The organism is Amycolatopsis sp. NPDC003865 (genome assembly GCF_053605345.1).
Window position 1 is genome coordinate 554,899 of record NZ_JBSGJA010000001.1, and the last position, 12,522, is coordinate 567,420.

A 12,522-nucleotide genomic window follows, 5' to 3' on the forward strand; every position below is an offset into this window, starting at 1 on the left:
CGGCTCGTGCGCGTTGGCATCGAAGAAGATCTGGACACCCGCGCCGACATCGCCGTCCGCGGGGTGCGTGTGGACGCACCCGTACAACGCAGCAAGGGCGCCGGGCCGAGCGACGACGGCCACCTGGTCGTCGATGGTGCCAACGCCACTCTGCCGCTCGACCCCGACAGCCCGTACGAGGTCCGCGACGGCCGCATCCACCGCGGGACGGTCGACCTCGGCCTGAGCGTGACGCCGGTGGCGCGGCCGCGGTTCTACGAACTGTCCACTTCGGACGGAATCCCGTACCCGAAGATCGCGCTGCTGCACGGCAAGGACGTCCTCGCGACGACCGTCGTGCAGACGTGCGTCCGCTACGCGGAGGACCAGCGCTGCCGGTTCTGCACCATCGAAGAGTCGCTGCGGGCGGGGTCCACCGTGGCCGCGAAGACCCCGCAGCAGCTCGCGGAGGTCGCCGAGGCCGCGGTGCGGCTCGACGGCGTCCGGCAGATGGTGATGACGACCGGCACGACAGCCGGCCCGGACCGCGGGGCCCGGCACCTCGTCCGGTGCGTCCGGGCGGTGCTCGAGGCCGTGCCGGGCCTGCCGATCCAGGTGCAGATCGAACCACCGGGCGACCTCGGCGTGCTCACCGAACTCCGCGACGCCGGGGCGACGTCGATCGGCATCCACGTCGAGTCGCTCGACGACGCCGTCCGGCGGCGGTGGATGCCGGGCAAGTCGACCGTGCCGCTGGCCGAGTACGAAGCCGCGTGGGCCGAGGCGGTCCGGGTGTTCGGCCGCAACCGCGTCTCGACCTACCTGCTCATCGGGCTCGGCGAGCACCCGGACGACCTGGTCGAAGGGGCCGGGCGGCTGATCGGGATGGGCGTGTACCCGTTCGTCGTCCCGCTGCGGCCGATGCTCGGCACCCTGGCCCGCCGCGACGGCGCCACCGCGCCTTCGCCGTCGCTGGTCGCGGAGGTCACCAGCCGGGTCGCGGCACTGCTGCGGGCGGCCGGGATGACCGGTGCCGACCAAGGGGCGGGGTGTGCCGCGTGCGGTGCCTGCGGCCTGCTGAGCGCGGCGGGAGGCTGACGTGGACCACGACATCCTCGCGCTGCTCGGCGACGTCCGCAGCGTCGCCGCCCGCCCGGCGTTCCACCTCGCCGAAGCCGACCACTGTGGACTGACGGCCTACCGCGCGTTGCGCCACGACGCCTTCGTGGCGCGGCAAGGGCTCTTCAGCGGGCACGACCTCGACGACCACGACACCGACCCGCGCACGATCGTGCTCGTGGCGCGCAACGCCGCCGGAGACGTGCTTGGCGGCGTCCGGCTCGGCCCGGCGACCGACGGGCCCGACCTCGGCTGGTGGCGGGGCGGGCGGCTGGTCGTCGCGCCCGGCTCGCCCCCCGGGATCGGCTCGGCGCTGGTCCGCGCGGCCTGCGCACGGGCCGAGACCGAGGGCGCGCTGCGGTTCGAGGCGACTGTCCAGACCCGCACCGAAAAGCTGTTCACCCGGCTCGGCTGGCGGCGGGTGCGCCCGGTGACCGTCGCCGGCCACGACCACGTGCTGATGCGGTGGCCGATCGGCCGGATCGCCGCTCTGGCCCGCGCGACGAAGGCCGCGCTCGGGCCGCTGCTGCGCGGGCTGACCGGCGTGCCCGGCTTCGTCGGCGACGACGGCGTCCCGCTGCCGGGCACCGACGTCGTCGCCGCCTGTGACGCGATCATCCCGGCCATGGTCGAGCGCGACCCGGAGTGGGCGGGCTGGTGCTCGGTGCTGGTCAACCTCAACGACCTGGCCGCGATGGGCGCCGCCCCGACCGGGCTGCTCGACGCGCTCGGCGCCCGTGACGCGTCCTTCGCCGCCCGCGTCCTCAGTGGACTGCGGAAGGCGAGCCAGGCGTACGGCGTGCCGGTGCTCGGCGGGCACACGCAGTTCGGCGTCCCGGCTTCGCTGTCGGTGACGGCGCTGGGCCGGACCGCCGACCCGGTGCCCGGCGGCGGCGGACGGCCCGGGCAGCGCGTCTGGCTCACCGCCGACCTCGGCGGCGGCTGGCGGCCCGGCTACACGGGACGCCAGTGGGACTCGACGAGCTTCCGCCGCACGCCGGAGCTGCGCGAACTGCTCGGCTCGGTCGCGAAAGCGGGACCGGCCGCGGCCAAGGACGTCTCGATGGCCGGCATCGCGGGCACGCTCGGCATGCTCGCCGAGGCGTCGGGGTGCGGCGCGGTGCTGGACGTCGAGCGCGTGCCACGGCCGCGTGGAGCGTCCACAGGGGACTGGCTGACCTGCTTCCCGGGCTTCGCGATGCTGACCGCCGGTGCCCCGGCACCCGCCGGACCCGCGGTCACCGCGGCGTGCGGCGAGCTGGTGGCGGGCGCCGGCGTCACGCTGCGCTGGCCCGACGGCGAACGGACGACCGCCATCGACGGCGGCGTCACCGGATTGGGGAACTCATGACCACACTGCGGATGGCCGCGGTCGCCGCGCCGTTCGACCGCGACCTCGAAGCCGACTTCGCGCGCATCGAAAAGCTGATCGGCGAGGCGAAGGCCGAGGGCGTCCGGCTGCTGGCGTTGCCCGAGGCCGCGCTCGGCGGCTACCTCGCCAACCTCGACGGCGGTGCCGAGGGCCCGCCCGCGCTGGCCGCCGACGGCCCCGAAATCGAGCGGCTGGCCGCGCTGGCCGGGGACCTGGTCGTCACCGCCGGGTACTGCGAACTCGCTGCCGGCCGCCGCTACAACTCCGCGGTGTGCGTCAGCGGCGACGGCGTCCTCGGCCACCACCGCAAGGTCCACCAGCCGCTCGCCGAGAACGCCAGCTACGGCGCGGGCCGGGAGTTCGCCGCCTTCGACACGCCGGTCGGGCGGCTGGGCATGCTCATCTGCTACGACAAGGCGTTCCCCGAGTCGGCGCGGGCCCTGGCGCTCGACGGCACCGAGATCGTCGTGTGCATGTCGGCCTGGCCCGGCAGCCGGACCAACCCGGCCGCCGACCTCGCCGACGACCGCTGGAAACGCCGGTTCGACCTGTTCGACCGGGCCCGCGCGCTGGAGAACCAGATCGTCTGGCTCTCGGCCAACCAGTCCGGCACCTTCGGCGACCTGCGGTTCGTCGCGAGCGCCAAGGTCGTCGACCCCGGTGGCGAGATCCTCGCCGACACCGGCGTCGCCGAGGGCATGGCCATCGCCGAACTCGACGTCCAGGAGGCGCTGGCCACGGCCCGCCGGTCGATGGGACACCTGGCCGACAGACGGCCCGACGCCTACCCGGTTAGTGTCCCGTGAATGGGGCAGATCCGCATCGCCGCCGTGGCCGCGCACTTCGGCCGCGACCTCGACTTCGACCTCCAGCGCATCGCGACGCTGATCGACCACGCGCGCTCGTCCGGCGTCGCGCTGCTGGTGCTGCCGGACGCGGCCCTCGGCGGGTACCTCGCCGACCTGCGCCACCCCGACCCGGACGCCCTGCCCCCGGCTCTAGACCCGGACTGCGGGGAGCTGAAGACCATCTCCTCGCTCGCCGCCGAGATGGTCGTCTGCGTGGGCTACTGCGAGGCCGACGGGCCCCGGCGCTACAACTCGGCGGTGTGCGTCACCGGCGACGGCGTGCTCGGGCGGCACCGCAAGGTCCACCAGCCACCCGGGGAGAGCGTCGCGTACGAGGCGGGTGACCGCTTCGCCGCGTTCGACACGCCGGTCGGGCGGCTGGGCATGCTGATCGACTACGACAAGACGTTCCCCGAGTCGGCCCGGTCGCTGGCCGTCGACGGCGCCGACGTCGTCGCCTGCCTGAGCGCGTGGCCGACCAGCATCACCAACCGCGCGCCGCGGATGGCCCAGGACCGGCAGTCGCGGTTGTTCGACCTGTACGACCAGGCGCGGGCGGCGGAGAACCAGGTCGTGCTCGTCTCGTCCAACCAGACCGGCGCGATGGGCGGGATGCGGTTCCTCGGCCAGGCCAAGGTCGTCGGGCCGGGCGGCGAGATCCTCGCCCGCACCTGGTCCAAGGCCGGGATCGCGGTGGCCGAGCTCGACGTCGGGCAGGAAATCGCCAACGCCCGCCGCGTGCTCCACCACCTGGGGGAACGGAAACCCGAGGTCTACCGGGAGGCCTGATGCGCATCGCCCTGCTGAGCTACTCGACCAAACCCCGCGGCGGGGTAGTGCACACCCTCGCGCTGGCCGAGGCACTGGCGGAGCTCGGCGAGGACGTCACCGTGTGGACCCTCGGGCGCGGCGGCGACGCGGGGTTCTTCCGGCCGGTCGACCCGCGGGTGCGGCTGGCCGTCGTCCCCTTCCCGGACGTGCCCGGCGAAGGCGTCGGCGGGCGGATCCTGCGGTCCATCGCGGTGCTGCGCGCGGCGTTCACCCCGGACGCCTACGACGTCGTGCACGCGCAGGACTGCATCAGCGCCAACGCCGTCGACACCTGCGTCCGGACGGTCCACCACCTCGACACCTTCACCACACCGGAACTGGCGGCCTGCCACGAACGCGCGATCGTCCGGCCGTACGCGCACATCTGCGTCTCGGCGTCGGTCGCCGCCGAGGTCCGCGCCGGCTGGGGCATCGAGGCGGCGGTGATCCCCAACGGCGTCGACTACGACCGCTTCGCGACCGCGCCGCGCACGTCGGAGCGGGGCCGGTACGTGCTCGCCGTCGGCGGGATCGAGCCGCGCAAGGGCTCACTCGACCTCCTCGAGGCGTATGCCCTGCTGACCGAGCCGGACCTGCGCCTGCTCATCGCCGGCGGCGAGACACTCTTCGACTACCGCGACTACCGGACGCGCTGGGAGAAGCGCGCCGCCGAGCTGGGCGTCTCGCCGGTGGTGCTGGGCCCGGTCGCCCACGGCGAGCTGCCGTCGCTGGTGGCTTCGGCGGCGGTGTTCGCCTTCCCCTCCACCAAGGAGGGCTTCGGACTGGCGGCGATGGAGGCGCTCGCCGCCGGGGTGCCGGTGGTGACTCGCGACCTGCCGGTGCTGCGCGAGGTCTTCGGCGGCGCCGCGCGGTTCGCCACCGACCCGCCGGGCTTCGCCCGCGAGCTGCGAGCCGCGCTCGACGGCACCGACCCGGCACCGGGACGGCACCTGGCCCGGCGCTACACCTGGGCCGCGGCCGCCGAAGCCCACCGGAACTTCTACCGGGCGCTGAGCGGACCTTCGCCCGGTTGACGCCGGCCCCCGATCAGGTGCCGGTGAGCAGCCGGTCGAGCACCCGGTCGAGCCCGAAGGCGAACAGCTCGTCGTCCGGCCACCCCGCGTCGACGAACCCCGACGTGCTGAGCGTCGGGTAGCGCTCGGCGGAGGCGAGGATGTGCTCGCGGACCTTCGCGATCGCGGCCGGGTCGTCCAGCCGTCGCCAGGTGGCGTCCGCCAGGGCCGACCCCAGCACGAAGCCCGCGAGCGTCCTGGTCGCGGCGGCCAGTTCCAGCCCCGCCAGCCCGGACCGGACGAGCGTCGCCTGGATGAACTCGGTGCGCGCCAGCACGTTGGGGCCGAGCAGCGGACGGCCGAGCAGGGCGGGCGACCAGGGATGGGCGAGCATCGCGGCCCGCCAGCCGACGAGCAGCGCCCGCAGTCCCGACCTGGGCTCCTCGCCGGCCGGGGGCACCGGCACCTCGCCGACGACGTGGTCGAGAGCGAGATCCAGCAGGTCCTCCTTGGTCGAGACGTGCCAGTAGAGCGCGGTGGAGGTCACCTCGAGCCGCTCGGCGAGCCTGCGCATCGTGAGGCGTTCCGCGCCCGCTGCGTCGAGTTCGGCGATCGCCGCCGTGATGATCCGCTCCAGGGTGAGCGGCGTGTTGCGCCTCGGCGGACGCGGCGGCTCGTCCCGCAGCCAGAGGACGTCGTCGGTCATGGGCGATCACCTTACCCGTCGACACTTGACTTATCATTGGTAAGTTAATATAACGTTGGTAAGTCAAGCCCGTGAGCGATCGAAGGTCCCCATGAAATCCGCAGCCGTTCCGAACCGGTGGCTCGCGCTCGTCGTCCTGAGCCTGGCGCAGCTGACGGTCATCCTGGACTCGACGATCGTCACCATCGCCCTGCCGACCGCCCAACGCGCGCTCGGATTCTCCGACGACGACCGGCAATGGGTGGTCACCGGCTACGCCCTCGCTTTCGGCAGCCTCCTGCTGCTGGGCGGCCGCCTCTGCGACCTCTTCGGACGGAAGCGGCTGTTCGTCGTCGGGATGATCGGCTTCGCGGCCGCCTCGGCCCTGGGCGGCGCCGCGGCCGGGTTCGGTCTCCTGCTCATCGCCCGCGTCGCCCAAGGCGCCTGCGCCGCGCTCCTCGCCCCCGCCGCACTGTCCATGGTCTCGGTGACCTTCGCCGACGACGCCGGCGAACGCGGCCGCGCCTTCGGGGTCTTCGGCGCCGTCTCCGGCGCCGGCGGCGCACTCGGCCTGCTGCTGGGCGGCGTCCTCACCCAGAACCTGTCCTGGCGCTGGTGCCTGTACGTCAACGTGGTCATCGCCGCCGTCGCCATCGCCGGCGCCCTCGTCTTCCTCGTCGACCGCGTCCGCCCGGACGGGACCCGGCTCGACCTCGCCGGCACCGCTCTCGCCCTGCTCGGCGTGTTCGGCGTGGTCTACGGTCTCGGCAACGCCGCCACCCGCGGGTGGACGAACCCCTGGACACTGGGCCCGGCCGCACTCGGCGTGCTGCTGGTCCTGGCGTTCGTTCTCGTGGAGCGCCGGGCCCGGGACCCGCTGCTCCCCCTGACCGTCGTTCTCGACCGCGACCGGGGTGCGTCCTACCTGACGATCGGGATCTCGGGCACCGGCGGCTTCGCCGTGTTCCTGTTCGTCACCTACTACCTGACCGACACCCTGAAGTTCACCCCGGTGCAGAGCGGCCTGGCGTTCCTGCCGATGGTCGTCCTGGTGATGGCCGGCGCGGTGTTCTCCGGCGCCGTGCTGCTCCCCCGCTTCGGACTCCGGCCGATCGTCCCGTGCGGCAGCCTCCTCGCCGCGGCCGGCATGGTCCTGCTCACCGGCATCGACGCCGGCTCGACCTACCCCGGCGGAGTGCTGCCGGCCCTGCTCGTCACCGGCCTCGGTCTCGGCATGGTCTTCGGACCCGGGCAGAACGCGGCCACCAGCGGAGTCCGGCCCCGCGAAACCGGGGCGGCGTCGGCGATGGCCACCATCGCCCAGCAGGTCGGCGGCTCGATCGGGCTGGCGGTGTTCAGCTCTCTCGGCGCCACCACGACGGCCGGTTACCTCGCCACCCACCCCGCCGGCGACCCGGCCACCCTCGCCGCGGCCACCTTCGCCGGCTACCACTTCGTGTTCTGGATCGCCGCGGCGTTGTTCCTGGGCGGTGCCCTGCTCTCGGCCGGGCTGTTCCGCGGCGGTCCCCCGGCCGTCGAGCCCGTCCTCACCCACTGACCGACCCGAGGAGAAACGTGTTCACCGAAAAGGAAATCCAGTACCTGCACGACCAGCCCCTGTGCCGGGTGGCGACCGCCCAGCCGGACGGGACCCTCCAGGTCAGCCCGGTCGGCTTCACCTACAACCCCGACACCCAGACCATCGACCTGATGGGCCTCAACCTCCGCAAGAGCCGCCGGTTCCGCAACGTCGCCGACAACGGCCGCATCGCGCTCGTCATCGACGACGTCCCCAGCACCAACCCCTGGCGAGTCCGTTCCCTGGAAATCCGCGGCCACGCCGAGGCGATCTCCGACGTCGAAACCCCCGGCCACCACGACAACGCCATGATCCGCGTCCACCCCAAACGCATCATCGCCATCGGCGTCGAAGACTGGGACGTCGACTACACCAAGCAAACCCCCAACAGCCGCAACGTCTGACAGGAGACGATCACCGTGAAAGCAGTGCACTTCAAGCAGTACGGCGGCCCCGAAGTCCTCGAGCTGGTCGACCTGCCCGACCCGCACCCCGGCCCCGGCCAGGTCCGGATCAAGGTGTGCGCGGCCGGGATCAGCGCCAGCGACACCAAGATCCGCCGCGGCGAACTCAGCTTCGGCGCCACCCTCCCCCAGACCACCGGCGCCGACGTCGCCGGCATCGTCGACGAACTCGGCGACGGCGTCACCGACCTCGCCGTCGGCGACCGGGTCTTCGGCATCTCCGACGACCAAGCCGCCGCCGCCGACTACGCCTTGCTGAGCTTCCGCGCGAAGATCCCGCCGTCACTCGGGTTCGTCGACGCCGCCGGCCTCCCCGCCGCCCTCGAGACCGCCACCCGCGGCCTCGACCAGCTCCACGTCACCGCCGGAACCACCTTGTTCGTCAACGGCGCCTCCGGCGGCGTCGGCACCGCGACCGTCCAGCTCGCCCTCGCCCGCGGCGCCCGGGTCATCGGCTCCGCCGGCGCCCGCAACAGCGGCTTCCTGCAGACCCTGGGCGCGGAACCGGTGGTCTACGGGGACGGCATGATCGACCGCGTCCGTGCCCTGGCTCCCGACGGTGTCGACGTCGCCCTCGACGTCGCCGGAAACGGCGTGCTCCCCGAACTGATCGCCCTCACCGGCGGCGAGCCGAAGAACGTCGTCACCGTCGCCGACTTCGCGGGCGCCGAACAGCACGGCGTGCACTTCAGCAACGGCTTCGCCGACGGCAACGCCTTCCACGCCCTGGCCACCATCGGCGAGCTCATCGAAGCCGGTCGGTTCTGGCTGCCGGTCGAACGGACCTACCCGCTGGCCGCCGTCGCCGAGGCCCACCGCGCCGCCGAAACCGGCCACGTCCGCGGCCGCCTGGTCCTCATCGTCTCCTGAACGAAATCCCCTGAGCGACAACGACTCCGCGGTCAAGCGCCCTGTTCGCCGCCGAGTGCCCGGTACACCGGCCGAAGCAGCGCAGCGACGTCGTCACCCGCCACCGTGAGAGCGAACGGCGGCGCCTGGTCCAGGAGCGCGTCGACCGCCGTCCGCGGCGCGTGCAAGGGCGCCGCGCCGGCCGGCCCCGGGGCGCAGTCGAAGAAGGTGTCCATGACGTCGGTCAGGGCCGGGCACTCGTCGTCGGGATGGAGCGGCTCGGCGGCGATGAGCCGGTTCTTCAGCTCCTCGAGCAGCGCTTCGCGGTTGCGGCCGCGCAGCGCGAGGATGGTGAACGGATCCTCGCAGACCCGTGCCACGAGTGCGGAGAACACCGCGTTCAGGTGGCCGCACGGCACTTCGGCGGCGGGGCAGGTGCAGTCCAGTGACACCTCACGCGCCGACGACGGGAACAGGGGCAGCCGGACCGCCGTGAAGGTCTGCTCCGCCTCGCGCGGCAGCTCGCCGCCGAGCAGCTGAACCGTGAGTGACGCCTTCGCGGCGAGGGCCTGGGTGATCGCCGCCCATTCCGCTTTCCCGAACGCCGTCAGCCCGATCCGCACCTGGTGCGACCCGCCGTCCGCCACCTCGGCGTCGACCCGCCCGGCGCCGGCGGTCAGGGACACGACGCGCCCCTGGCCCGCCGCGGGCAGCAGGACGCCGATCGCCGTCAACGCCCGGACGAACCTGGTCCCCCACCACGGGAGCGGCTCAGTCATCGATCGCCTCCTCCCCCAGCGCGAACATCCCGCGCAGCGCCTCGGTGGGCAGTTCGGTGAGCCCGCTTCCGCCTTCACCGACGACCATGCCCGCCAGCGCGCGTTTCTTCGTGATCAGGGTGTCGATGCGGTCCTCGACGGTGCCCGGGCAGAGGAACTTCCGGACCTGGACGGTGCGGTGCTGCCCGATCCGGAACGCCCGGTCGGTGGCCTGGTTCTCGACGGCCGGGTTCCACCAGCGGTCCAGGTGCAGCACCTGGGCGGCCGCGGTCAGCGTGAGCCCGGAACCACCGGCTTTCAGCGAGAGCACCAGGATCCGCGGCCCGTCGCCGGACTGGAACCGGTCCACGATGGCGTCTCGCGCCCCCTTCGCCAGGCCACCGTGCAGAAAACCGACTTCGGCGCCGAGCCGATCGATGAGGTGGGGCACGAGCAGGTGCCCGAACTCGGTGTACTGCGTGAAGCACAGCACCCGGTCCCCCGCCGCCAGGATCTCCGCCAGGACCTCTTCGAGCCGGGTGACCTTGCCGGAGCGGTCCCCGATCGGCGAACCGTCGTGCAGCAGGTGCGCGGGGTGGTTGCAGACCTGCTTGAGCTTCGTGATCGCGGCGAGGACGTTGCCGCGGCGCTTGATGCCGTGGCTGTTCTCGATCTTCGTCATCATCTCGTCGACGATCGCGCTGTACAGCGTTCCCTGTTCGCGCGTGAGCCGGTACTCCTGCCGGATCTCGATCTTCTCCGGCAGCTCGGGGACGATCGCGGGGTCGGTCTTCACCCGGCGCAGCAGGTACGGCTGGGTGAGCCGGCGCAGCGCGGCGGCCGTCGCGGTGTCGCCCCGGCGTTCGATCGGGGCCGCGAACCGCTGCCGGAACTCGAACCGGCTGCCGAGCAGCCCGGGGTTGAGCAGGTCGAGCACCGACCACAGGTCCGCCAGCCGGTTTTCCACCGGGGTGCCGGTCAGCGCGAGCCGGTGCCCGGCCGTGAACCGCCGCACCGCCCTGGCCGTCGCGGTGTCGGCGTTCTTGACGGCGTGCGCTTCGTCGAGCACCAGGCGTCGCCAGGTGAACGTCTCGAGCTCGCCGGCGTCCCGGGTGGCGGTGGCGTAGGTCGTGACGACGAGGTCGGCCGCGGCGACCCGCTCGGCGAGCGGGTCGCCGTGCGCGCGGGCGCCGCCGTGGTGGGCGAGCACCCGGAGGTCCGGGGCGAAGTTCGCCGCCTCCCGCTGCCACATGCCGACCAGCGACATCGGGCACAGCACCAGTGTCGGACGGCGATCGCCGTCCGCCCGCTCGGCGGCCTCGAGCGCCAGCGTCTGCACGGTTTTGCCGAGGCCCATGTCGTCGGCCAGGCACGCGCCGAGGCCCAGCGCGGACATGAACGCCAGCCAGGCGACACCCCGCCGCTGGTAGGGGCGCAGGGTGGCGCGGAACGACGGGGGCAGCCCGACCGGCCGCAGCCTCTGCTGGACCCGCTCCGCCAGGATGTCCCCGACCCAGCCTTCGGCGCGGACGTCGGTGACCGGCAGCGGTGTCTCCCGCCCGAGGCGGACGAGCTCCAGCAGCTCGGCCGCGGTGGGACGCGGGGTGCGCCGGTGCGGATCGCGGCGCAGGAACTCGAGACCAGCGCGCAGCCGGTCGGCGTCGACGCTGATCCACCGCCCCCGCAGCCGCACCAGCGGAGTCTTCGCGGCGACGAGCTTGGCCAGGGTTTCCTGGTCGATCTCGTCGTCGCCCACCGCGATCGACCAGCGGAAGCCGGCCAGCTCGTCGCGGCCGACCCGGCTGCGGGCGACGACCTGCTCGGAAGGCGTGCTGCGGACCGACAGCCGCAGCCCGAGGCGGCGCCGGCCGTCCCAGGTGGCCGGGAGCTGCACTTCGAAGCCGGCCTCGACCAGCCGGGTCGCACCCGAGGTGAGGAACTGTTCGGCTTCCTCGACGGTCAGGTCGTGCTCGGCCGGCTGCGTCCGGCGCAAGGCCGGCGCCAGCACCGGCTCCACCAGCGCAGCCCGGCCCAGCTCGGCGACGAACAGCCCCCGCGGGTCCCGGACCAGGCCGTTCGCCTCGCCCGACCAGATCTGCCCGGCCGACAGCAGCAGGCTCGGATCGGCCGTCGACCGCAGGAGGAACTGCAGCTGCCACTTGGTGCCGTCGCCGGTCTGGTCGTCGGGATCGTCCGCGTCCGGCTGCCGCAGGGTGCTGACCTCGGCCAGCCGGAAGCACGCCCGGCCGTCGACGACGTCGGTATCGGCGACCTCGTCCCACTTCGCGACGGCCTCGGCCAGCACGCCGAGTTCGTCCAGCGGCAGGTCGACGCGGGGATCGCCGCCCTGCAGGGCCGACAGCCACACCCCGGCCGCGCCCCGGCGCCCGCGCGGGTCGACCGGCGGATCCGCCCGCGCCAGCCGGTCCCGGACCGCCGCGTCGACCAGGGCGTGCAGGGCATCGGTGACGAGCGCGCGCGGCGAGGCCCCGGTGAGCGGCGCGACCTGCTCGGCCCGCCCGACCGGCGGCAGGGCCGCGACCAGCGCGTCGAACGCGACGAAATCCACGCCCTGCAGCACCGGCCGCCACCGGGCCTCGGCGGCATCGCCCCGGCGGCGCAGCGTCGGCAGCACCCGCCCGCGTCGCACGAGGTCCGCGGCCAGCCTGGCCACCGCCCGCAGGTGGGTGACCGAAGTGCCGTACGAGGCCGAATCGTCGAGGTCGTCCAGCTCGGCCGCGTCGACGACCAGCGCCGGCACCGACCACGGCCGCAGCCGCGGCGCCGCGCCACGGCGCTTGCCACCCGCCGTCGCCTCGCCGGAGGCGAGCGGCCGGTTCACCCGCGACGGCAGCAGCAACGTCACCGACGTGGGCTTGCCGGGGTGCAAGGCGGTCAGGTCCGCGCTGGAGACCGCGAACGGATGCGACAGCGCGATCCGCGCGGACCGGCTCGACGTGCCGGCCGGGCCCCGGTCGCGCTCCGCCCAGAGCAGCAGCCCCCGGTCCGGGGACCACAGGGCGTGCACCATGGGCAAGGCGTGCGG

Annotated in this window: 11 protein-coding genes; 8 read left to right on the plus strand and 3 right to left on the minus strand. The window is 73.6% G+C overall.

Features of this window, described 5'->3' with window-relative positions; translation table 11 throughout:
- Positions 1-6: 6 nt before the first annotated feature.
- The 5 genes from ACWEVP_RS02305 to ACWEVP_RS02325 are packed head-to-tail and all read left to right on the plus strand — an operon-like array spanning position 7 to position 5,162.
- On the plus strand, positions 7-1,077 hold the full coding sequence (locus tag ACWEVP_RS02305; RefSeq protein WP_452060817.1) for an MSMEG_0568 family radical SAM protein: 1,071 nt from the start codon (positions 7-9) through the stop codon (positions 1,075-1,077).
- A 1-nt stretch (position 1,078) separates the two neighbouring features.
- Complete coding sequence (locus ACWEVP_RS02310) at positions 1,079-2,449, plus strand: MSMEG_0567/sll0787 family protein (protein ID WP_452060818.1); 1,371 nt, start codon at positions 1,079-1,081, stop codon at positions 2,447-2,449.
- A complete protein-coding gene (locus tag ACWEVP_RS02315) occupies positions 2,446-3,276 on the plus strand; it encodes a carbon-nitrogen hydrolase family protein (RefSeq protein ID WP_452060819.1) in 831 nt (276 codons plus the stop codon). Before ACWEVP_RS02310 ends, ACWEVP_RS02315 begins: the two co-directional genes overlap by 4 nt.
- Entirely contained in the window at positions 3,277-4,107 is an 831-nt protein-coding gene (locus ACWEVP_RS02320) for a carbon-nitrogen hydrolase family protein (protein ID WP_452060820.1), read from the plus strand.
- Complete coding sequence (locus ACWEVP_RS02325; RefSeq protein WP_452060821.1) at positions 4,107-5,162, plus strand: MSMEG_0565 family glycosyltransferase; 1,056 nt, start codon at positions 4,107-4,109, stop codon at positions 5,160-5,162. The genes ACWEVP_RS02320 and ACWEVP_RS02325 overlap by 1 nt, the downstream gene beginning before the upstream one ends.
- A 13-nt stretch (positions 5,163-5,175) precedes the next feature.
- On the opposite strand, the gene ACWEVP_RS02330 is transcribed toward ACWEVP_RS02325, so the two are convergent.
- The gene (locus ACWEVP_RS02330; protein ID WP_452060822.1) at positions 5,176-5,847 is read right to left on the minus strand and encodes a TetR/AcrR family transcriptional regulator; all 672 of its coding nucleotides are present in this window, start codon (positions 5,845-5,847) and stop codon (positions 5,176-5,178) included.
- A 91-nt stretch (positions 5,848-5,938) separates the two neighbouring features.
- Between ACWEVP_RS02330 and ACWEVP_RS02335 the strand changes: the two genes are divergently transcribed.
- From ACWEVP_RS02335 to ACWEVP_RS02345, 3 genes are read left to right on the plus strand one after another with little or no spacing between them, the layout of a single operon-like run.
- Positions 5,939-7,384: an MFS transporter gene (locus ACWEVP_RS02335; protein ID WP_452060823.1), complete on the plus strand. Its 1,446-nt coding sequence runs from the start codon at positions 5,939-5,941 to the stop codon at positions 7,382-7,384.
- Between the two features lie 17 nt (positions 7,385-7,401).
- On the plus strand, positions 7,402-7,809 hold the full coding sequence (locus tag ACWEVP_RS02340) for a PPOX class F420-dependent oxidoreductase (RefSeq protein ID WP_452060824.1): 408 nt from the start codon (positions 7,402-7,404) through the stop codon (positions 7,807-7,809).
- 15 nt (positions 7,810-7,824) lie between these two features.
- Positions 7,825-8,739 (plus strand): NADP-dependent oxidoreductase, encoded by a 915-nt coding sequence (locus ACWEVP_RS02345; RefSeq protein ID WP_452060825.1) that lies wholly within the window; start codon positions 7,825-7,827, stop codon positions 8,737-8,739.
- A 32-nt stretch (positions 8,740-8,771) separates the two neighbouring features.
- Here the strand turns inward: ACWEVP_RS02345 and ACWEVP_RS02350 are convergent, their stop codons facing one another.
- Together ACWEVP_RS02350 and ACWEVP_RS02355 are read right to left on the minus strand one after the other, a co-directional pair.
- On the minus strand, positions 8,772-9,497 hold the full coding sequence (locus ACWEVP_RS02350; protein ID WP_452060826.1) for an SWIM zinc finger family protein: 726 nt from the start codon (positions 9,495-9,497) through the stop codon (positions 8,772-8,774).
- Positions 9,490-12,507, minus strand: coding sequence for a DEAD/DEAH box helicase (locus tag ACWEVP_RS02355; RefSeq protein ID WP_452061308.1), 3,018 nt, complete (start codon positions 12,505-12,507; stop codon positions 9,490-9,492). The genes ACWEVP_RS02350 and ACWEVP_RS02355 overlap by 8 nt, the downstream gene beginning before the upstream one ends.
- Positions 12,508-12,522: the final 15 nt, after the last annotated feature.